Origin of the sequence: Mesorhizobium sp. B2-5-13 (assembly GCF_006440535.1) — a bacterium.
In the GTDB taxonomy this organism is placed as follows: Bacteria; Pseudomonadota; Alphaproteobacteria; order Rhizobiales; family Rhizobiaceae; genus Mesorhizobium; species Mesorhizobium salmacidum.
The window spans coordinates 75,627-95,149 of record NZ_VFUI01000009.1 but is presented as its reverse complement, the minus strand read 5'-3'; the positions used below and the strand labels follow the sequence as shown (position 1 = coordinate 95,149).

At 63.8% G+C, this 19,523-nt stretch carries 19 protein-coding genes; 5 read left to right on the top strand and 14 right to left on the bottom strand.

From position 1 onward, the window contains the following. The first annotated feature begins 41 nt into the window (after nt 1–41). Both FJ434_RS16990 and FJ434_RS16985 read left to right on the top strand, forming a co-directional pair. A complete protein-coding gene (locus tag FJ434_RS16990) occupies nt 42–479 on the top strand; it encodes a GFA family protein (RefSeq protein ID WP_027144842.1) in 438 nt (145 codons plus the stop codon). 71 nt (nt 480–550) lie between these two features. After that, nucleotides 551–751, top strand: a complete 201-nt coding sequence (locus tag FJ434_RS16985; protein ID WP_140748311.1) for a KTSC domain-containing protein — start codon at nt 551–553, stop codon at nt 749–751. Between the two features lie 18 nt (nt 752–769). Here the strand turns inward: FJ434_RS16985 and FJ434_RS16980 are convergent, their stop codons facing one another. From FJ434_RS16980 to cyoA, 8 genes are all read right to left on the bottom strand, one after another. After that, nucleotides 770–2,032, bottom strand: coding sequence for a DUF763 domain-containing protein (locus tag FJ434_RS16980; protein WP_140504635.1), 1,263 nt, complete (start codon nt 2,030–2,032; stop codon nt 770–772). Between the two features lie 136 nt (nt 2,033–2,168). Further along, complete coding sequence (locus FJ434_RS16975; RefSeq protein WP_210241537.1) at nt 2,169–2,705, bottom strand: response regulator transcription factor; 537 nt, start codon at nt 2,703–2,705, stop codon at nt 2,169–2,171. Next, a complete protein-coding gene (locus FJ434_RS16970; protein ID WP_140504639.1) occupies nt 2,695–4,047 on the bottom strand; it encodes an ATP-binding protein in 1,353 nt (450 codons plus the stop codon). The genes FJ434_RS16975 and FJ434_RS16970 overlap by 11 nt, the downstream gene beginning before the upstream one ends. After that, nucleotides 4,044–4,844: an SURF1 family protein gene (locus FJ434_RS16965; protein ID WP_140748308.1), complete on the bottom strand. Its 801-nt coding sequence runs from the start codon at nt 4,842–4,844 to the stop codon at nt 4,044–4,046. Before FJ434_RS16965 ends, FJ434_RS16970 begins: the two co-directional genes overlap by 4 nt. After that, entirely contained in the window at nt 4,841–5,218 is a 378-nt protein-coding gene (gene cyoD, locus FJ434_RS16960) for a cytochrome o ubiquinol oxidase subunit IV (RefSeq protein ID WP_140504642.1), read from the bottom strand. The genes FJ434_RS16965 and cyoD overlap by 4 nt, the downstream gene beginning before the upstream one ends. Continuing rightward, entirely contained in the window at nt 5,215–5,847 is a 633-nt protein-coding gene (cyoC, locus tag FJ434_RS16955; RefSeq protein ID WP_210242177.1) for a cytochrome o ubiquinol oxidase subunit III, read from the bottom strand. The genes cyoD and cyoC overlap by 4 nt, the downstream gene beginning before the upstream one ends. A 4-nt stretch (nt 5,848–5,851) precedes the next feature. Next, nucleotides 5,852–7,849 carry a cytochrome o ubiquinol oxidase subunit I gene (gene cyoB / locus FJ434_RS16950; RefSeq protein WP_140748302.1) on the bottom strand — a complete coding sequence of 666 codons (1,998 nt, stop codon included), beginning with the start codon at nt 7,847–7,849 and terminating at the stop codon, nt 5,852–5,854. 10 nt (nt 7,850–7,859) lie between these two features. Further along, nucleotides 7,860–9,041 carry a ubiquinol oxidase subunit II gene (gene cyoA, locus FJ434_RS16945; protein WP_140748299.1) on the bottom strand — a complete coding sequence of 394 codons (1,182 nt, stop codon included), beginning with the start codon at nt 9,039–9,041 and terminating at the stop codon, nt 7,860–7,862. Between the two features lie 206 nt (nt 9,042–9,247). Here cyoA and FJ434_RS16940 point away from each other — a divergent pair, with 206 nt between their 5' ends. Next, nucleotides 9,248–10,570, top strand: a complete 1,323-nt coding sequence (locus tag FJ434_RS16940) for an MFS transporter (RefSeq protein WP_140504649.1) — start codon at nt 9,248–9,250, stop codon at nt 10,568–10,570. Between the two features lie 134 nt (nt 10,571–10,704). Continuing rightward, nucleotides 10,705–10,896, top strand: coding sequence for a TOBE domain-containing protein (locus FJ434_RS16935; RefSeq protein ID WP_140748296.1), 192 nt, complete (start codon nt 10,705–10,707; stop codon nt 10,894–10,896). Nucleotides 10,897–11,021: 125 nt separating this feature from the next. Here the strand turns inward: FJ434_RS16935 and FJ434_RS16930 are convergent, their stop codons facing one another. After that, entirely contained in the window at nt 11,022–13,091 is a 2,070-nt protein-coding gene (locus FJ434_RS16930; protein WP_140748293.1) for an FAD-dependent oxidoreductase, read from the bottom strand. Between the two features lie 223 nt (nt 13,092–13,314). On the opposite strand from FJ434_RS16930, the gene argE reads away from it, so the two are divergent. Next, nucleotides 13,315–14,475, top strand: coding sequence for an acetylornithine deacetylase (gene argE / locus FJ434_RS16925; protein WP_140748290.1), 1,161 nt, complete (start codon nt 13,315–13,317; stop codon nt 14,473–14,475). 15 nt (nt 14,476–14,490) lie between these two features. Here the strand turns inward: argE and FJ434_RS16920 are convergent, their stop codons facing one another. The 5 genes from FJ434_RS16920 to FJ434_RS16900 are packed head-to-tail and all read right to left on the bottom strand — an operon-like array spanning nt 14,491 to nt 19,451. Then, nucleotides 14,491–15,426 carry a LysR family transcriptional regulator gene (locus FJ434_RS16920; protein WP_027144830.1) on the bottom strand — a complete coding sequence of 312 codons (936 nt, stop codon included), beginning with the start codon at nt 15,424–15,426 and terminating at the stop codon, nt 14,491–14,493. Between the two features lie 31 nt (nt 15,427–15,457). Next, nucleotides 15,458–16,966 carry an aldehyde dehydrogenase gene (locus tag FJ434_RS16915; RefSeq protein WP_140748287.1) on the bottom strand — a complete coding sequence of 503 codons (1,509 nt, stop codon included), beginning with the start codon at nt 16,964–16,966 and terminating at the stop codon, nt 15,458–15,460. 21 nt (nt 16,967–16,987) lie between these two features. Beyond that, the gene (locus FJ434_RS16910; protein ID WP_140748284.1) at nt 16,988–17,662 is read right to left on the bottom strand and encodes a DUF1028 domain-containing protein; all 675 of its coding nucleotides are present in this window, start codon (nt 17,660–17,662) and stop codon (nt 16,988–16,990) included. 5 nt (nt 17,663–17,667) lie between these two features. Further along, nucleotides 17,668–18,132 (bottom strand): RidA family protein, encoded by a 465-nt coding sequence (locus FJ434_RS16905; protein ID WP_140748281.1) that lies wholly within the window; start codon nt 18,130–18,132, stop codon nt 17,668–17,670. 44 nt (nt 18,133–18,176) lie between these two features. Then, a complete protein-coding gene (locus tag FJ434_RS16900; RefSeq protein ID WP_140504781.1) occupies nt 18,177–19,451 on the bottom strand; it encodes an NAD(P)/FAD-dependent oxidoreductase in 1,275 nt (424 codons plus the stop codon). Nucleotides 19,452–19,523: the final 72 nt, after the last annotated feature.

Genomic DNA, 19,523 nt, shown 5'->3' with positions numbered 1-19,523 from the left:
CGTCGGGGGCCGCCGGACATGTTCCAGCCTTGGAGTGCCGGATGCCGCGCGTTGAAACCGGGGCCTGCTTTTGCGGGGCGATTGCCGCCGCCATGGACGGTGAGCCCTTCTGGATATGCTACGATCACGATGACGATTGCCGTCGGGCGATCGGCAGCCCGCTCACCATCTGGGTCGGATATCGGCCGAGCCAGTTCCGCCTTTTGAAGGGAACGCCAAAGGCTTTCTCCAGGACGCCGGGCGTTGTTCGCACTTTCTGTCCCGAATGCGGGAGCTCGATAGGCTATAGCGACGAAGGCCTGCCGGACGAGCTCTACCTGACAATCGGGTTCTTCGACAGACCCGAAGGGCTGCGGCCACAGGCCCATGCCTATTGGAACCTCAGACTGCCGTGGGTCGACTTTGCCGACAAGCTGCCGCGTATCGATCGATATTCGAGGAAGCGCGACAGGAAGTTCGGCAATCCCCGCGACAGGTAGCGAGGTCGGGTGGCGGAACGGAACCGCACCATGCCTGGCGGGTTTATGTGGCTGAGCCGTCAGGTGCCAGCATGCCGTCGACCGCGATCCGAAACACGCAATACGATTCCGCGACCAGGACGCTCTCCGTCTGGTTCGTGCCGAGCGGCAACCGCTATGACTATGAGGACGTCGCACCGGCAATCTACGCCGCGTTCATGAAGGCTTCCTCGAAAGGCCGCTTCTTCAATGAATTCATTCGGGACCGTTACAGATACCGTCGCGTGGCGTGATGCGGCGCCAGCGGCCCGTCATGCCTTGTTGTTCTGCTCGGCGGGCATCTGATCCGGCGCCGGCTCCCAACCAAAGACACTGCGGCCGCCAAGCAGATGCGACTGATCGAATTCTCCGGCGACAATTTCCTTAAGGCTGGGACCGGTGACGTATCGCTCGACCTGCCGCGACTGATCGTCGAGCCGCCTCAATGCACCGATTTCCTCTTCGCGACCAAGCCTGGCCTTTTGCACGGCGGACTTCAGCACGCCGATCGTCTCGTCATAGACCTTGAGCGGAACAGGGAACGGATGCCTGTCCTTGCCGCCATGCGCCAGCGAAAAACGGCCCGGATCCGAAAACCGGCAAGGCGCGCCATGCACCACTTCGGCAACGAGGGCCAGCGCCCGCACCGTGCGGGCGCCCACACCAGGAACAAGGAGAAGCTCGGCGAAATCGGCGGGACCTCGCTCGGCGGCCGCGGCCATGTTGCCGTGAAGGCGATGCATCACGACATCGCTTTCGCGGACATCATGGTGAGCCGGCATGACCAGATGCGGCAACAATGGCTGCGCCGGAGCCGGTGCGGTGCAGGGTTCCAGGGCGGCGAGTTCTCGAAGGATGCGGTCCGGCCCAAGATCCTGGAGCAGGTCAAGCTGTCCCTGGCGCGAGGCCTCGGCGCGCCGGTCGGTCAAATTGACGATCTCGCCCTGGTTGGCGCCTTCGATGGCGGCATGCGGCTGGTCTACGAAACTCTTCAAACCTTCGGACAGCCAATGATAGCGCCGCGCCACCTTGCTGTCGCCGTTCATGCCTTGCTGCACCACCACCCAGTCGCCATCGTTGGTGACGATGAAGCCGTGCAAATAGAGGTCGAAACCATCCTGAACGGCGGCGCTGTCCACCTTGGCGACAAGCCGGCTGGCGGTTGCCAGGCGCGCACCGTCGAAGCCGATACGCTCGCCGATGGCGACAAGTTCATGCGGAGTTTTGCGCGAATGCGCGCCACGGCCGCCGCAGACATGAATGCCGAGTTCGCCCGACAGCGGCGTGAGACCGCGTTTCAAGGCGCCGACGACGCTGGTCGTGATGCCGGAAGAATGCCAGTCCATGCCCATGACGGCGCCGAAGGACTGGAACCAGAACGGATGCGCAAGGCGTCGCAGCAATTCATTGCGGCCATAATGATGGATGATCGCCTCGCACATGACCGCGCCGAGACGCGTCATGCGATCGCCCAGCCATTTCGGCACACGCCCGCCGTGAAGGGGAAGATCAGCACTGCCCGATCGTTGCGCCACGTTTGCCTGCTCCTATGTCCGCGAATCTCAAGCAAATAGGTATCCTGGACCGGGCAAGGAAGCACTGAATGCTCGCACCCGGATGGCCGATGAGCCAGACCCGGCTCGGTCCGGTCACGAGAGCAACGGCGCTCTGCTATCTCACCACGCGCTTCTCGAGCTTGCGGGCAAGAGTGCGCCGGTGCAGGCCAAGCCGGCGAGCCGTTTCGGAGATGTTGAAGCCGGTTTCGACCAGCGTTTCGTGGATGCGCTCCCATTCCAGGTTCTTGATCGAGGTGGGCCGGCTGGAAAGCGGTACGAAAACGTCGCCCTCGGCACGGCCGAAGGCGGCTTCGATGTCATCGGTGTTGGCGGGTTTCGCCAGGTAATGGCTCGCGCCGAGCTTGATTGCCTCGACAGCGGTGGCGATGCTGGCAAAGCCCGTCAGCACGACGATCCTGGTCGAAGCATCGCGGGCGCTGAGCAGCTTGACGCACTCCAGCCCGGAGCCGCCAGCCCCAAGCTTGAGATCGACGACGGCGTAAGCCGGAACAGCTGTTTCGAGGGCGCTGAGCAATGCATCCCGGTCGTGGCAGACGACCACGTCGTAGTCGCGCTTTTCGAAGGAGCGCTTCAGCGTTTTCGCGAAGGTCGCGTCGTCCTCGACGATAAACAGCGATCGATCAGGCCTCACGATCATCTCCATCGGTCAGCGCCGCCAGCGGCAGCGAAAGGATAACACAGGCGCCCTGCTCCATGTTGCGCGCCGAAAAATCGCCGCCCAGTTTCCGGACCACGTTCATGACGAGGAAAAGACCAAGACCGCCGCCTGGCCGTCCCTTGCTCGACATATAGGGTTGACCAAGTGCTGCCAGAATACCCTCGTCGAAGCCCGGCCCGCGATCGCGCACGGAAATCACCAGCTTGTCGCCCTGCCGCTCGGCAGTGACGCCAACCCAATCCTGCGATGCTTCCTGAGCATTGTCGAACAGGTTGAAGATGACCTGCTTCAGCGCCGTGTCGGACACGATCTGCTCGTCCGGGTCGAAATCGTTCTTGTATTCCAGCTTGGATGGCTGGCGACTGGTGCGCCATTCCTCGACCAGATCGTCGAGGAAACCGCGAATCGTCGTGCGTATCGTTCCCTCGCCCCTCGCCTGGCCGGAAGACATCAGGATCCCGGACACGATGCGCTTGCAGCGCTCGATCTGCGCCTGCATTTCGGCCACATCGGCCGCCAGTTCGCGGTTGCGCGCAAGGGTGCGCATCTGGCGCCAGTCGGACAGGATGACGGATATCGTGGCAAGCGGCGTGCCGAGTTCGTGCGCGGCGCCCGAGGCCAGCAGGCCCATGCGCACGATGTGGTCCTCCTCGGCGGAGCGCTGGCGCAGATCGGCGAGATAGGCGTCGCGCTCGCGCAGATTGCGGTCGATGCGCGTCATGAAGATCACGATCAGTCCGGCCGCCAGCACGAAGCAGATGAACATGCCCCTGATATGCAGCGACAGGAGATCGCTGCCGCCATGATGCGGGATCGCGATCGGCTGGAAGAGGAAGATGAGGAAGACGAAGCAGGCCGAGGCAGCCGCCACGAGGATCCAGGTAAACCTTGGCGTCAGCAATGCGGCGCCGAGCGTGATCTGCAAGAGGTAGAGCGATACGAACGGATTGGACGCGCCGCCGCTCAGGTAAAGCTGCGTCGTCAGTGCCGCCATGTCGAAGATGAGCGCGACGAAGAGTTGGGTGTTGCTGATGGGCCTGATACCGCGCAGGACCAGCAGGCTGAAGATGTTGAGGCCCACCAGGAAAAGCACCACGCCGGCCATCTCCGCCAGCGGCAGTGGGATATCGAACCAGTATTCCGTCGCCAGAATGGTGAGCACCTGACCCGCCACCGCCAGCCAACGCAGCTGGATAAGCAGGAACAGGTTCTTCCTGTTTGTCGCATCGGTATGCGATACTGCCCCGTTCTTGCCAGCAAGGGATGCCGCCACCAGGGATTTGTCATGGCGATGCGCTTGCGTGGGGACGCTCATCTCGCGGGTCCTTGCCGCCGGCGGCGGCCGATCATCGGCCTGGCCAGGGCAATGGCGAGCATCGCAGCGAGCGTGAACCAGGTCAAAGCATAGACCAGGTGGCTGTTGCGGAAAGTCACGACGGTCAGCCCGCCGCGCGGCCGGCCCTCTATGCCGGATGCTTCCGCATCGACGAAATAGGGAGCGACATTGGTCGTCAGGCTGCGCGCGGTTGCGATGGCTGCGAGGTCTCGCGAATACCAGCGATTGCCCGTGGCGTCGTTCTTGCGCAGAAAGCCGCCGCCGGGTTCGCTCATGCGCAACAGCCCGTCAATGACGACCGGCGCGGTTAGGCGGCCCCTCTCCCGCTCGAACTCAGCCTTGCGCTCCTGGGGAATGAAGCCGCGGTTGACCAGCACCACGAAGCCACGGTCGGTTCGCATCGGCGTCAGGACCCAATAACCGCCGCCAAGCTCCGTCACCGCCTGCACCAGTGTGTTGGCGTCGCCCAGATAACGTCCCGCCAATCGCACATGACCATACTCGAAACCGGCAGCGGTGATGCCGTTCCAGTTCTCCGGGCCAGGCGCATCGACAATCGGGGCATGAATGCGTTGGTCGACACGGGCAATCAGGTCGAGCTTCCAGATCCGCCTTTCCAGCTGCCATATGCCGAGCCCGACAAACACCAGCACGCCGAGAAGTCCGAGCAGCACAAGGCCAAGGCGCGACGCGGACGATCCGCCGGCGCCCTCTAGCGGGACGGGACGTCCGATCGCCTCGATGGTTGTCCTCCCAGGGCCCGCCGCCAGGCTCATGGCATCTCACGCATGTCGTGTAGCCCCGGCATCATGTTGGCGTTGAGATGGTACATCACCCAGAGCGAGCCGGTCAGCACGATGACGACCAGGATCAGTGTGAAGATCAGCGCCAGCATCGACCATCCGCCTTCCGAGCCGGTGTTCATATGCAGGAAGAAGATCATATGGACCACGATCTGCACGACCGCGAAGGCCATGATGACGATGGCCGTGGCCTGCTTGTTGTCTATGGCGCCGGTCATGACCAGCCAGAATGGAATGGCGGTCAGGATCGCCGACAGGACGAAGCCGGTCAGATAGCCCCGGAACGATCCGTGTGCTGCTCCACCATGGGCGTGGCCGTGGCCCTCGGCATGATCATGAGCGCTCATCGCAACATCCCCATCAGATAGACGAAAGTGAAGACGCCGATCCAGACGACGTCGAGGAAGTGCCAGAACATGCTGAGGCACATCAACCGGCGGCGGTTCGCCTCGATGAGGCCAAATCTCGCGACCTGAACCATCAGCGTCACCAGCCAGACGGTTCCGAAGGTGACATGCAGACCGTGGGTGCCGACCAGCGTGAAAAAGGACGACAGGAAGGCGCTGCGCTGCGGCGTGGCGCCTTCATGGATCATGTGCGCGAATTCGTAGAGCTCGATCGACAGGAACGCCAGGCCGAACAGGCCGGTCACCGCAAGCCAGGCTTGCGTCGCCGCGACACGGCCCTTGTCCATGGTCAGCATGGCGAAGCCATAGGTGATCGAGGACAAGAGCAGCATGGCGGTGTTGACCGCCACCAGATCGAGGTCGAACAGGTCCTTGGGAGCCGGCCCGGCCGCGTAATTGCCGCCAAGCACGCCATAGGCGGCGAACAGCATCGCGAAGATCAGGCAGTCGCTCATCAGATAGAGCCAGAAGCCGAGCATGGTGGAGCCGCCTTCGGCGTGCGCATGCTCTTCTTCCAGGTGGAAGACCGGCTCGGTGCCGGCCGTGAGTGCCGTCAATGTCATGCTCAAACCCTTAGCCTTGAGCGGCGAGGAGCGTCGTCCTCGCCTCCTCCGTCTGCGTGACTTCGGACGCCGGAATGTGGAAGTCGCGGTGATAGTTGAAGGTGTGGCCGATCGCGGTGGCGATGAGGCAGACGAAGCTCAGCGCCGCTAGCCACCAGATGTACCAGATCAGGCCGAAGCCGAGCGCGACACTGAAGGCGGCCAGGATGATGCCGGTGCCGGTATTGCTTGGCATGTGGATCGGCTTGAAGCCGGCAAGCGGCCTGATGTAGCCGGCCTGCTTCATGTCATACCAGGCATCGTTGTCGCGAATGACCGGCATGAAAGCGAAATTGTAGGCAGGCGGCGGCGAAGAGGTCGACCATTCGAGCGTGCGGCCGTCCCAGGGATCGCCGGTCGTATCGACAAGCGCCTCGCGCCTGCGGATGGAGACGAAGATCTGGACCAGGAAGGCGGCGATGCCGCAGGCGATCAGCACCGCGCCGAACGCGGCGATGACGAACCATATCTGCAGCGAGGGATCGTCGAACACCCGCATGCGGCGCGTCACGCCCATCAGGCCGAGGATGTAGAGCGGCATGAAGGCGAACCAGAAGCCGACCACCCAGCACCAGAACGAGACCTTGCCCCAGAACAGATCGAGCTTGAACCCGAAGGCCTTGGGCCACCAGTAGGCAATGCCGGCGAACAGGCCGAACAGCACGCCACCGATGATGACATTGTGGAAGTGGGCGATCAGGAACAGGCTGTTGTGCAGGACGAAATCCGCCGGCGGCACGGCAAGCAGCACGCCGGTCATGCCGCCGACGGTGAAGGTGAGCATGAAGGCCACCGTCCACATCATCGGCAGTTCGAAGCGGATACGGCCCCGGTACATTGTGAACAGCCAGTTGAAGATCTTCGCTCCGGTCGGGATCGAGATGATCATCGTCGTGATGCCGAAGAAGGAATTGACGCTAGCGCCGGAGCCCATTGTGAAGAAGTGGTGCAGCCACACGAGGTACGACAGGATGGTGATGACCACCGTGGCGTAGACCATCGAGGTGTAGCCGAACAGGCGTTTGCCGGAGAAGGTCGAGGTGACCTCGGAAAAGACGCCGAACAGCGGCAGGATGAGGATGTAGACTTCCGGATGACCCCATATCCAGATGAGGTTCACATACATCATCGGGTTGCCGCCGAAGTCGTTGGTGAAGAAGTTGGTGCCGACATAGCGGTCGAGCGCCAGCAGCGAGAGCACCGCCGTCAGTACCGGGAAGGAGGCGACGATCAGCACGTTGGTGCAGAGCGACGTCCAGGTGAAGACCGGCATGCGCATCATCGTCATGCCGGGCGCGCGCATCTTGATGATCGTGCAGATCAGGTTGATGCCTGACAGCGTCGTGCCGACGCCGGCCACCTGCAGCGCCCAGATATAGTAGTCGACGCCGACATCGGGACTGTAGCCGATGCCGGAGAGCGGCGGATAGGCGAGCCAGCCGGTGCGGGCGAATTCGCCGACGAACAGCGAGGCCATGACCAGAATGGCGCCGCCGACTGTCATCCAGAACGAGAAATTGTTGAGGAACGGAAAGGAGACGTCGCGCGCGCCGATCTGCAGCGGCACGACGAAGTTCATCAGTCCGGTGACGAAGGGCATCGCCACGAAGAAGATCATGATGACGCCGTGGGCGGTGAAGATCTGGTCGTAGTGATGTGAGTTCAGGTAGCCCTCGGAGCCATTGAAGGCGATGGCCTGCTGGAGGCGCATCATGATTGCGTCCGAGAAGCCGCGCAGCAGCATGATCAGGCCCAGCACCATGTACATGATGCCGATCTTCTTGTGGTCGACGCTGGTGAACCATTCGCGCCAGAGGTAGCCCCATAGCTTGAAATAGGTGATCACGCCGAGAAGCGCGATTCCGCCGAGCGCCACCGCGACGAAGGTGGCGACGACGATGGGTTCGTGCAGCGGCAGCGAGTCCCAGGTGAGGCGGCCGAAGATGAATTTGGTCAGCGTATCGGGCATCGGCGGTCTCTCACAATTCACGCCGCAGCAGGCCGACGGTCGGCGTATCCGCCTCGGCGCTACGGCTGTCTGTCCCTGGCCGGAGCAGTCCCGCCCCGCGAAGCGGGGACAGGTTCTTCGCCGGCCAATAGGTCGGCCAGGCATCGCGGGAGGCGCGCGAGACGGCAGCGGCCTCTTCCGCCGTGCAGATGCTGGCGACATAAGAGGGATCGTTTCCGAACACCGCACCGCGCCGGGCGAGCTTGTCGTATTGCAGCGGCAAGGTGTTGCGCACACCCCCAAGACCGAGACCACCCTTGGCGTCGATCGACATCATCTCGTTCATGCACATCTTGCCGCGCTCGACGCACAGATTGAGGATGGCGCCATAAAGGGCGGGATCGACGGACGCGTAGTGCCGGACCGGTTCGTTCTCGCTCGGCTTTTCGAGTTCGAGGTAACTGTCGCGGTTAAGCGCCGCCGACGCGGTTCTGGTCTGCGCCACCCACTGGTCGAAGGCCTGGTCGGACAGGCCGTGGAAGGCGAAGCGCATGCCCGAAAAGCCGGCGCCGCTGTAGTTGGCGGAGAAACCGCTATAGGTGCCCTGCCGGTTGATGGCGGCGTGCAGCTTCGTCTCCATGCCCGGCATGGCATAGATCTGGCCGGCAAGGGCTGGAATGTAGAAGGAATTCATCACCGCCGACGAGGTGATGCGGAAATCGATCGGCTGGTTGACCGGCGCCGCCAGCTCGTTGACGGCGGCGATGCCGTAATCCGGATAGATGAACAGCCATTTCCAGTCGAGCGCCACGACCTCGACCCTGAGCGGCTTGTGAAGCTGGGTAACGGGCTGGCCGGCTTCGATCCGGTCGATCCGGCGGTATGGGTCGAGCAGGTGGGCGCCGAGCCAGGTCAGCGCGCCAAGGCATATGATGATCAGCAGAGGGGCTGCCCAGATCACCAGTTCCAGTTTCGTCGAATGATCCCAGTCCGGCGCATAGGTCGCCGAGGCGTTGGATTGCCGGTAGCGCCAGGCGAAAAAGACGGTCAGCGCCATGACCGGCACGATTATGATCAGCATCAGCAGGGTCGAGACCACCAGCAGGTCGCGCTGCTGGGCCGCGACATCGCCCGCCGGCGCGAGCACGACCATATCGCAGCCGCTCAACAGCCCGGCCAGGAGAAGCAGAAGCAAGGCTCCAAATCGTTTCATCAGACGCTGCCCTCGATGGACCGCCGCAACGCGTTGGGATGTTGCAGTGCGGTATCGATCAAGGGCTACTGCCGGCGGCGGCGTGGTGACATTGGACAATTTGTCCAATGCCCAGCCGGGGTGGGTCTGGCACAGTGTGCAGCGCACAATGGGATTGCCGCAGTTGGGCCCCAAATATTTCATTCCACGCGGTGACGACGGACAAGATGGCTCATACTTCGACTGGCGAAACAGACAGCGGGCTGATCGGCTCGGACCACGGCCAGGTCAGCGCGGGCGATATCGCGGTCGGCGTGATCGTCGGCAGGACGTCGGAATTCTTCGATTTTTTCGTCTATGCGATCGCGTCCGTCATCGTGTTCCCCAAGCTGGTGTTTCCAACGCATGATCCGCTCGTCGGAACGCTGTACTCCTTCGCCATCTTCGCGCTGGCCTTCATCGCCCGTCCATTCGGTTCCGTTCTGTTCATGGCCGTCGACCGCGCCTACGGTCGCGGTGCGAAACTGACGATCGCGCTGTTCCTGCTCGGCACCTCGACCGTCGCCATCGCGTTCCTTCCCGCCTATGGCGATATCGGCGTGCTTGCGATCTGGCTTCTGGCGCTGGCCCGCATCGGGCAGGGCGTGGCGCTTGGCGGGACGTGGGACGGCCTGCCCTCGCTGCTGGCGCTGAACGCGCCGCGGAACCGGCGCGGCTTCTACGCCATGATCCCGCAACTGGGCGCGCCGATCGGCCTCATCGTGGCCAGCGCCCTCTTCGCCTTCTTCGTGGCCAATCTGTCGGCCGACGACTTCCTTGCCTGGGGCTGGCGCTATCCCTTCTTCGTCGCCTTCGCCATCAATGTCGTGGCCCTGTTCGCCAGGCTGCGCATTGTGGTGACGCCCGAATTCTCGAAACTGTACGAGAGCGGCGACCTGCAGCCGACGCGCATAAGGGACACGATCAGGGCCGAAGGCCGCAACGTCATCGTCGGCGCATTCGCGCCGCTGGCGAGCTTCGCCCTGTTTCACATGGTGACGGTGTTTCCGCTCTCCTGGGTATTCCTGTTCACCAATGAGGGACCGGCACGCTTCCTGGCGATCGAGGCGGTGAGCGCGCTGTTCGGCATCGCCGCCATCGTCGCGTCTGGCCCACTTGCCGATCGTGTCGGACGCCGTGCGCTGCTCGGCGGTTCGGCGATCGCCATCGCGACGTTCAGCGGCTTTGCCCCGCAGCTTCTGGATGGCGGTACCGTTGGCGAGATCCTGTTCATGGTGCTGGGCTTCATCCTGCTGGGGTTGAGCTTCGGGCAGTCATCAGGCGTCGTCGCATCGAGCTTTTCGCGACACCATCGCTATACCGGCTCGGCGATAACCTCGGATCTCGCGTGGATGTTCGGCGCCGGCTTCGCGCCGCTCGCAGCTCTGCTGCTGGCCGGCAATTTCGGCCTCATCGCGGCGGGCGCCTACCTGCTCTCGGGCGCGGCCTGCACCTTGCTTGCCTTGTGGATTGATAGACGGCGTTCGGCCGCGGACCGTCCGGTCGATTGACACTATAAATGGCGAGAAGGGTCAGCGAGCATCGCCGGAGCCTCTGCCCTGTCGGTCAGCGGAACATCGAACCGCCATCGACGTCGAGCGCCGCGCCCTAGACGAAGCTCGCGGCGTCGGAGCACAGGAACAGGATCGCGGCAGCCATAGGTAAGGCTCGCCGAATACCCGGCGCCGTCACGCTCCTCCATGTCGAGTTGGACGGGGGCCAGACCTGCCTCGTCATCCACAATCAAGGACCGGCGCTCGAAACCGGCGCCGAGGTCGACCTGCTGGCCGAACCCGGGCATCTGCATTTCTTCGACCAGGAAGGGCGGGCGGTCTGATCTGCCCGCGCCCCGGCGGTTCTACAGCATGTCGCGGCGAATAGGATTCGCCCGACCTGCTGTAGGCTTCTGATTTTTATGCATGTCGTTGTCCCGGAACCGAGGACACTTCCGGGCGACATGCATTAGGCCGGCGCCAGTGCGGCGACTTCCCGCCGAAAGGGCAAGGCGTCGCCGATGTCGGGTTCGTCCAGCTCGCGAGCGAAGCGATGGCCGGCATAGGTTGCCCAGGCGATGGGTCCCGGTGCTTCGGCATCGCCGATGACCTTGACCGAACGGATGCCGGCGTCGGCCCACTCGCTTTCCCGGGCCTTGAGGTTGCGCCAAACGGCGTCGTCCTGATCGCGCGACGTGACAAGTACGACGGCATCGGCCGTCAGATCCTGTTTCGCGCCGGTGTAGACGCAAGCCGTCACGACACCGCCCGAAGCGATACTCGTGACGGTCCTGTTGAGCACGATATCGACCCCGAGTTCAGCCAGGCGGCGGTGAATGGCCCCTTGCTCCAGCGTGTTGCGGGTCCAGTCCGAGACATAGGCCGATGGCGTCACCAAGGTCACCTTCGTTCCCCGACGCGCCATCAGCTCGGCGAGAACGCCGCCCATGTAATAGTGGTCGTCATCGAACAGCACGACGTTGCCATCTGGAACCTTGCCGGCCATCAGATCGTCGGGCGTAAGGACCGGCATCGCGGCGTCGATCGGCATCGGCACGACATGGGCACGCGCGACGCCATCACGGCGCCAGGTCGATCCGGTGGCGATGGCGATGTTCTGGAAGCCGAAGGACAGGACGTCATCCGCCGCAAGCCGGCTTTCGAAATAGATGTCGACATCAGGCATCTGGCCGAGCTGATGCTGCCGATAGTCGCGCACCCTGCCCCAGGCCGACAGGCCTGGAAGTTTGCTTTCGCGCGCCACACGCCCGCCGAGTTCGGTGCCGGCTTCCGCGATGGCCACTTTATAGCCGCGCAGGCCAAGCGCACGGGCGGCCTCCAGTCCGGCAGGCCCGGCGCCGACGATCAGCACGCTGTCGCTGTCGCCCTTGGCCTGCATGCGCTCCGGATGCCAGCCCTTGCGCCATTCCTCCATGAAGGTCGGGTTCTGCGTGCAGCGCGAGATCGACATGGTCATGTCGCCGGTGATGCAGATGTTGCAGCCGATACATTCGCGGATGTCCTCGATGCGGCCCTCCTCGACCTTCCTCGGCAGGAAGGGATCGGCGATCGACGGACGGGCGCAGCCGATGAAGTCGAGCGTTCCCGACCTGATCATCCTGACCATCACGTCAGGCGAAGTGAAGCGGCCGACGCCGACGACCGGCTTCGAGGTGAGCTTCTTGATGCCCGACACCAGGCTTTCCTGCGCCGCCTCGTCCTTGAAACGCGACGGGCCCGAGCAATCCTCCCAGGCGCCGTGCGCGAGATCCCACAGGTCGGGCAGTTCGGCATGCATCTCGATCATGTCGCGGACTTCCGAATTGGCGAAGCCGAGTTCGCCGATCATCTCGTCCAGCGACAGCCTGAGCGTCAGGCCGCACGTGTCGCCGATCGCGTCGCGCCCTTCCTCGATCAGCTCGCGCATCAGCCGCGAACGGTTTTCCAGCGAGCCGCCATATTCGTCGACGCGCTGGTTGGTGGCGGTTGACAGGAAATGCTGGATGATGCCGAAGCCGTGCGCGCCATAGAGGCATACCAGGTCGAAACCCGCCTGCTTCGCACGTTTGAAGGCATTGCGGTGCCAGCGGCGCAAATCGCGAATATCCTGCTTGTCCATGGCGCGCGCCTGAACCGGATCGTTGGTGAAGGTGCGGATCGGCAACGCCGATGGGCCGCGCGGCACCTCCTTGCTGTAGAGGTTGGGACCGTTGATCCCGGAATAGGCGAGCTGGATGCCAGCCAACGCGCCATGCTCGTGCATGGCCTTGGCCATCTTGGCGAGGGCCGGAATGTCGGCATCGTCCCAAAGCCTGAGCTCGATGAAAGGCGTGATTTCGGAGGTGTGATGCATCTCCGTCTGCTCGGTGAAGATGACACCCCAGCCCCCTTCGGACTTGACGCGGCGCATCTCTGCCGCGGCGGACGGATCGCGATAGCCGCCGCCATTGCAGTGCGGAACCTGATAGAAGCGGTTCTTGGCCGTCACCGGGCCTATCTTCATCGGCTCGAACAGGAGGTCGTAGCGTGGGTCGCGCATGGTATTTCCTCCGGGCCGGCTCGGCACTCCCGGTGCTGCCGAAACTACTCATAAATTGGAGCCGGCGCGGGAAAACTACGGATTTCTTCTGTGCCGATTAGGACGCGCCTAATCGCGGCACTGGGGCGGATTAGTCTGTGTTGAACCGGGGCTGAGCGAAATGCGACTTCAGAGCATCGGCGGCATGATGCTAGACAGCCAGGACCCTACCGAGAGACAGAAAATGGACACTATCAGGATCTTCGAACGGCTGATCGCTTTCCCGACGGTGAGCCGCGACTCCAACCTCGACCTGATCGGCTATGCGGCCGACTTGCTCGAGGCGAGCGGCGTTGCCTGCCAGATCGTCCACAGCGCGGACGGGCACAAGGCCAACCTCTTTGCCACCATCGGCCCGGCCGGCAGGCCCGGTGTCATGCTGTCCGGCCACACCGATGTCGTCCCCATCGACGGCCAGAACTGGACGCTGCCGCCTTTCGAAATGACCGAGCGCGACGGCAAGCTTTACGGACGCGGCGCGGCGGACATGAAGGGTTTTGTGGCCTCCGCGCTCGCCGCCTGCATCAGGGCTTCCAAGATGGCGCTTCGGACGCCGTTGCATCTGGCGCTCTCCTATGACGAGGAGGTCGGCTGCCTGGGCGTGCGCGACCTGATCGAAATGCTGAGCGCGGCGCCGCAACGCCCGCGGCTGTGCATCGTCGGCGAGCCGACCAACATGCAGGTGGCGACCGGGCACAAGGGCAAGCTTGCCGCTCGCGCCGTCTGCAGGGGACGCGAAGGCCATTCGGCGCTCGCCCCACTGGCGCTCAATGCCATCCACCTCGGCTGCGATTTCGTGCGTTCCTTGCGTGACGAACAGGAACGATTGGCCCGCGACGGCGCCCGCGACGGGGACTACGACATCCCCTACACGACGGTTCATGTCGGCAAGATCGATGCCGGCGTCGCGCTCAACATCGTGCCCAACCTTTGCCAGGTCGATTTCGAGATCCGCAACATTGCCGCCGACGATGCCGCCGGCATTCTGGACAGGCTGCGCGACGCCGCGGCACGCATTGCTGAGGACGCCGTTTCGATCGCGGCCGAGGCCGCAATCGAAATCGAGATCACCAACACCTATCCGGGCCTCGACACGCCGGCCGCATCGGAGGCGGTGGCCTTCGTCAAATCGTTGACCGGCGCCAATGACACGACGAAAGTCGCGTTCGGCACGGAAGGCGGATTGTTCAGCCGCGATCTCGGCACGCCTGCCGTCGTCTGCGGACCTGGCTCGATGGCGCAGGGACACAAGCCGGATGAATTTGTCAGCGTCGAACAGCTGCGGCGTTGCGACGGGATGCTGGACAGATTGCTCGAACGGCTCACGGACGGCTGGCCGTCGTGATCCGCACGGCAGCCCTCACTTCACGATGCGTTCGGTTCCGAAGACGCCCTGCTCGACGACGAAGCGACGACAGTGGTCGATGAACGCCTGTACCGTCAGCGTGCGATGCTCTGCGTTCGGCAAGGCAATTCCTATCGTGAGCGGCCTGAGGTCCCCCAGCAGAGGCACGAAGACAAGCAATTTGCCGTCCGGCGACATGGTGTTGAGCGGCCGCATATTGGCGATGCCGTAGCCGAAGCCGTTAGCGACCATCGAGCGCATCACGGCGATGTCGCCGGTGCGCTCGACGATCTTGGGCCGCAGGCCCCTGGGTTGGAAAGCCGACAGGAAATATTCCCTGCTGTAGGGCAGATCAAGCAGCACCATCGGCTCATCGACCAGCTCCTCGGGCGTGATGCCTGCCCTCGCCGCCAGGCGATGCGCGGCCGGCAACATCACATAGGCCGGCAACTGCATCAGCGGCTCGAAGGTCATGTCCTGCGACAGTTCCAGATCGTAGGTCAGCGCGGCATCTATCTCGCCACGCTGCAGCATCTCGAACAGTTGCCCCTGGTTGCGCTCGAATTGCCGGACGCGCACATCGGGATAGGCATCCTCGAATTTCTTGCGCAGCGCCGGCAGCACGATCTGCGCGAAAGTGAGCAGGCAGCCGATCGCCAGCGGTCCGCGCACCTTTTCGGCGATATCGCCGGCAATGTCGTGCAGCGCGTCCGCGTCGTTGAGCAGGCGCGCGGCTTCCTTGAGGAACAGGCGCCCGCCTGCGGTCAGCGCCAGCGCATGCGAATGCTTGCGCACGAAAAGCTGGACGCCGAACTCGGCTTCGAGCTGAGCGATCGACGCCGAGATCGACGGCGGCGAGACATTCACCTGCTCGGCCGCCTTGGCGATCGAACCCGCTTCGCCAACGGCGACGAAATATTCAAGTTGTCTGAGCGTGAAGCGGAGCGGCATGGTGGCTATGTTGCCGGTTTGCAGCCGGTGATCAAGTCGCGGCCGCTTCTCTATACTTGATCCAGGTGGTCTTCAGCGCGGTGTATTTGTCGAGCGCATGCCGCGACAGGTCGCGTCCGAAGCCGGACTGCTTGAAACCGCCAAAGGGAGTCATCGGGCTCAGCGCATCGACCGTATTCACGGAAACCGTGCCCACGCGCAGTCTTTCCGCGAGGCGATGCGCCCGCGACAGGCTGTCGGTCCACAGCGATGCGGCCAAGCCGTAGACGCTGTCGTTGGCGATGCGAAGCGCTTCGTCTTCGGTGTCGAAGGCGATCACCGACAGGACCGGACCGAATATGTCGTCGCGGGCAAGCGGGTCGTCGGGCGAGACGTCATCGAAGATCGTGGGCTGCACAAAACTGCCGCGCCCGTCGACGGCGACCCGGTCGCCACCAGTCACCAGCCGTGCCGACTTCTTGCCGCCATCGATGAAACGCATGACGGTCGCGGCGTGGCGCGCGTCCACCATCGCACCCATCCTGGATGCTGGGTCGAGCGGATCGCCGGGCTGGGTCGCCGCTGCCCGCCGCACCAGTTTCTCGACCAGCGCATCCTTGATGCCGCGCTCCACCAGAAGCCGAGAATTGGCCGAGCTTACCTGCCCCTGGTTGAAGAAGATGCCGAAGGCGGCCATGTCGGCGGCCGCATCCAGATCGCCGCAATCGGCGAACACCAGATTGGGGCTCTTGCCACCGGTCTCCAGCCAGACCTGCTTCATGTTCGACTGGCCGGAATATTGCAGGAACATCTTGCCGACAGCGGTCGATCCGGTGAAGGCAAGGCAATCCACGTCCGTATGGCGGCCAAGTGCCTGGCCGGCCGTCTCGCCGAGGCCGGGCACCACATTCAAGACGCCTGCCGGCAAGCCCGCCTCCATGGCGAGCTCGGCCAGCCTGAGCGCCGAGAAAGGCGACTGCTCGGCGGGTTTCAGCACCACCGAATTGCCCGCGGCCAGCGCGGGCGCGCATTTCCAGGTCGCCATGTCGAGCGGAAAGTTCCATGGCACGACGGCACCCACGACCCCAAGCGACTCCCGCCGTACCAAAGCGAGGTCACCCCGGCCCGTCGGCGCCACCTCGTCATAGATCTTGTCTATCGCTTCTGCATACCACTGGAAGATCGCCGCCGATCCCGGCACGTCGATGGTCGCGGCGTCCTTGACAAGCTTGCCCATATCCAGCGATTCCAGCAGCGCCAGTTCCTGCAGGTGCTCGCGCAGCAATTCCGCCAGCCGCAGCAGCACTTGCTTGCGATGCTGGGGGCTCGCTCGCGACCAGACGCCGGCTTCGAAGCTGCGGCGCGCGGCAGCGACGGCAAGATCGATGTCCTCTTCGCCGCAGGAGGCCACCTCGGCGAGCGTTGCTCCCGTAGCCGGATTGATGCTGGTGAATGTTCGGCCTGAGCGCGCGGGCATCGTCTTGCCGTCGATGAAAGCTCCGTCGCGAAAACGGATCGCCGACGCCTTGGCGATCCAATCCTTATGACTGAGTTCGCTCATGCTGGCTCCAGATTGTCGGGACTACTCGTCACCGGGAACGCCGTAGCTCGGCGCGCCAGACGGATTGAGGGCGCGCGTGACATAGTCATCAAGCTGGGGCTTGTAGATATCCCACAGCGTCGCCAGCTGCTCGATCGGACACTCCTCGCTCCAGTCGCAACGCAGGTCGGCGACGGGCCATGAGACATCGCGCACCAGTTTCATGCCGGCGGAGCGGACAGGTCCCGCCTCGCCGCCGGCCTCGAGCGCCGCTCGCATGGTGGCGATCAGCCGGTCACCGATGTCGCCTTCGGAGGCGAGAAAGGCATCCACCATGGCTTGCGGAACCCTATCGCTGGCAAGCAGGTTGCCGCCGCAGGCGACGTCCTCGCCGCGCGCCTCGGCCCAGATGCCGAGCGCTTTCGGCCCCGAATGGATTGCGCTGCCGCCGGCCGCGTCGACCGCCAGAACCTGCCGGTATTCGCTGAAAGCGGCCGTACGCTTCAGGATCGCGACGGCCTCAGTGGCGGAGGCGCCCCGCGCCATCAGCTCCAGCGCTCGTGGCCCGAGCGCCGGGTCCGTGACGTTCTGGCTGGCAACCGCCCCGACGCCCGCCTGCGCATAGGCGCAGCGGGCCGCCACCGCCGGAGATGACGAGGATACCGCCACTCCGAACATGCCGGTGCGCCGGCACCGTGCGACGATGGAGAAGGTCATGGCGCTCAGTCCGGGCTGATGGTTGCGCCATCATTCCGGATGATGGCTGTGTCATCATCCGGAATTACGGCCGTGCCGTCGATCTCGACCAGCCATTCCGGCCGCGCCAGGGCCGACACGACGAGGCCGGTCGAAACCGGATGCACGCCTTTGATGTATTCGCCCATGGTCCGGTAGACGGCTTCGCGATGGCGCACATCAGTCAGGTAGATCACCACCTTCACCAGATGCTCCATCGTCCCGCCGCATTCCTCGATGAGCTGCTTGACGTTCTGCATGACCTTGTGGGTCTGATCGACCGGATCGTGGCTCTCGATGGTGTTGGCGGTGTCGAGATCCTGCGGACACTGGCCGCGCAGATAGATCGTGCGGCCGCCCCGCGTGATGACCGCCTGGCACAGATCGTTGTCGAGCTTCTGCTCGGGATAGGTATCCTTGGTATTGAAGGTGCGAATTCGCGTATGCGCCATGTTGGTCTCCATCAGGTCGGGCTCGCAGCTGTCGTCGGCTTTGGTCAGGCGTCCACGGCCTCGCGCTTCGCGGCGGCATGGTAGGCCAGATATTTGCGCTGCGTCGAAATGCGGTCGGCCACGTGCTTGGCGTCGTGCCATACGCCCCAGATGAAGCTGGAACCTCTTCGCGACTGCCAGGGCAGCCCCAGGAAATAGATTCCTGGCTCTATCGAGACGCCGCGGTGGTGCCTGGGCCGGCCCTTCTCGTCAAAGGCGTCGACCTTCAGCCAGCTATAGTCGGCGGCAAAGCCCGTCGCCCAGATGATCGCCGCTATCCCGGCCTTGGCCAGGTGCAGTTCGCCGATCGGATTGGTCATGCATTCCGGATCCGGTTCGATCCGGCGGGCAGCGGGCTCTTCCGGAAGGTCCAGACCGTTGCGCGCGACATAGGCGTCGGCTTCATCCAGCAGTGACATCAGGCTGGCGTCGCCGCGAGCGATGTTTTTCGCAAGATCAGGCGCGAAGCTCATCAGCCCGTCCTGGTAGGTCCTAGTCATGCCGACCAAGGTAAGCCCCTGCGCCGCCAGCCGGCGGAAATCGATCGTTTCACCGCCGCGCGCGCCGCTCACCGCGATCGTGACATGTTCCGTGCCGGGTCCTGGGGTTTCGAGGTCCCATTTGCCGAGAACGCCCAGCCACCAACAGAAGTCGCGCCCGCGATAGGCCCGCGGCGGGCGGTCATGCGGGCCGACCGAAAGATAGACGCGCCTTCCCGCGCGCTGGAGCTCGTCCGCGATCTGCACGCCCGATGATCCCGCTCCGACCACCAGCACACCGCCCTTTGGCAATTTCGCGGGATTGCGGTACGCGCTGGAATGGATTTGCAGGATGCCAGCCTCCTCAGGGACAACAGGCGGAATGACGGGGATCTGGAACGGTCCGGTGGCGGCAACGACGCTGTTGGCGTCGATCACGCCATCGGACGTCTCGACGCGGAAGCCGGGCCGACCGACATTTCTTTGCACGAGTTTGACTTCCACGCCGCTGCGGATCGGCGCATCGATCTGCTTGGCGTAAGCGACAAAATAGTCGGCGACCTCGTCCTTGGAGGGAAAGCCGTCGGGGGCCGTCCGCGGAAACTCCATGCCCGGGAAGCGATCGTGCCAGGCCGGGCCGTTGGCAACCAGGGAGTCCCATCGCTGCGTGCGCCAGCGCTCGGCGATGCGGCCACGTTCGAGGACGAGATGAGGCACTCCGCACTTGCTCAGGTGCTCGCTCATGGCCACCCCCGCCTGGCCGCCGCCAACGACAAGCGTGTCTATCGTCTCAACCGACATGCCCAGTCCTCTTCTGACCATTCGACAGCTCCCGCCGCACGGATGAAACCGATTTCCGGCGGCAGGCGGATG

Coding starts and splice junctions, on each gene's coding strand:
- FJ434_RS16990 (WP_027144842.1), top strand. CDS start 42: ATGCCGCGCGTTGAAACCGGGGCCTGCTTTTGCGGGGCGATTGCCGCC.
- FJ434_RS16985 (WP_140748311.1), top strand. CDS start 551: ATGCCGTCGACCGCGATCCGAAACACGCAATACGATTCCGCGACCAGG.
- FJ434_RS16970 (WP_140504639.1), bottom strand. CDS start 4,047: ATGAGCGTCCCCACGCAAGCGCATCGCCATGACAAATCCCTGGTGGCG.
- FJ434_RS16965 (WP_140748308.1), bottom strand. CDS start 4,844: ATGAGCCTGGCGGCGGGCCCTGGGAGGACAACCATCGAGGCGATCGGA.
- cyoD (WP_140504642.1), bottom strand. CDS start 5,218: ATGAGCGCTCATGATCATGCCGAGGGCCACGGCCACGCCCATGGTGGA.
- cyoB (WP_140748302.1), bottom strand. CDS start 7,849: ATGCCCGATACGCTGACCAAATTCATCTTCGGCCGCCTCACCTGGGAC.
- cyoA (WP_140748299.1), bottom strand. CDS start 9,041: ATGAAACGATTTGGAGCCTTGCTTCTGCTTCTCCTGGCCGGGCTGTTG.
- FJ434_RS16940 (WP_140504649.1), top strand. CDS start 9,248: ATGGCTCATACTTCGACTGGCGAAACAGACAGCGGGCTGATCGGCTCG.
- FJ434_RS16930 (WP_140748293.1), bottom strand. CDS start 13,091: ATGCGCGACCCACGCTACGACCTCCTGTTCGAGCCGATGAAGATAGGC.
- argE (WP_140748290.1), top strand. CDS start 13,315: ATGGACACTATCAGGATCTTCGAACGGCTGATCGCTTTCCCGACGGTG.
- FJ434_RS16920 (WP_027144830.1), bottom strand. CDS start 15,426: ATGCCGCTCCGCTTCACGCTCAGACAACTTGAATATTTCGTCGCCGTT.
- FJ434_RS16915 (WP_140748287.1), bottom strand. CDS start 16,966: ATGAGCGAACTCAGTCATAAGGATTGGATCGCCAAGGCGTCGGCGATC.
- FJ434_RS16910 (WP_140748284.1), bottom strand. CDS start 17,662: ATGACCTTCTCCATCGTCGCACGGTGCCGGCGCACCGGCATGTTCGGA.
- FJ434_RS16905 (WP_140748281.1), bottom strand. CDS start 18,132: ATGGCGCATACGCGAATTCGCACCTTCAATACCAAGGATACCTATCCC.
- FJ434_RS16900 (WP_140504781.1), bottom strand. CDS start 19,451: ATGTCGGTTGAGACGATAGACACGCTTGTCGTTGGCGGCGGCCAGGCG.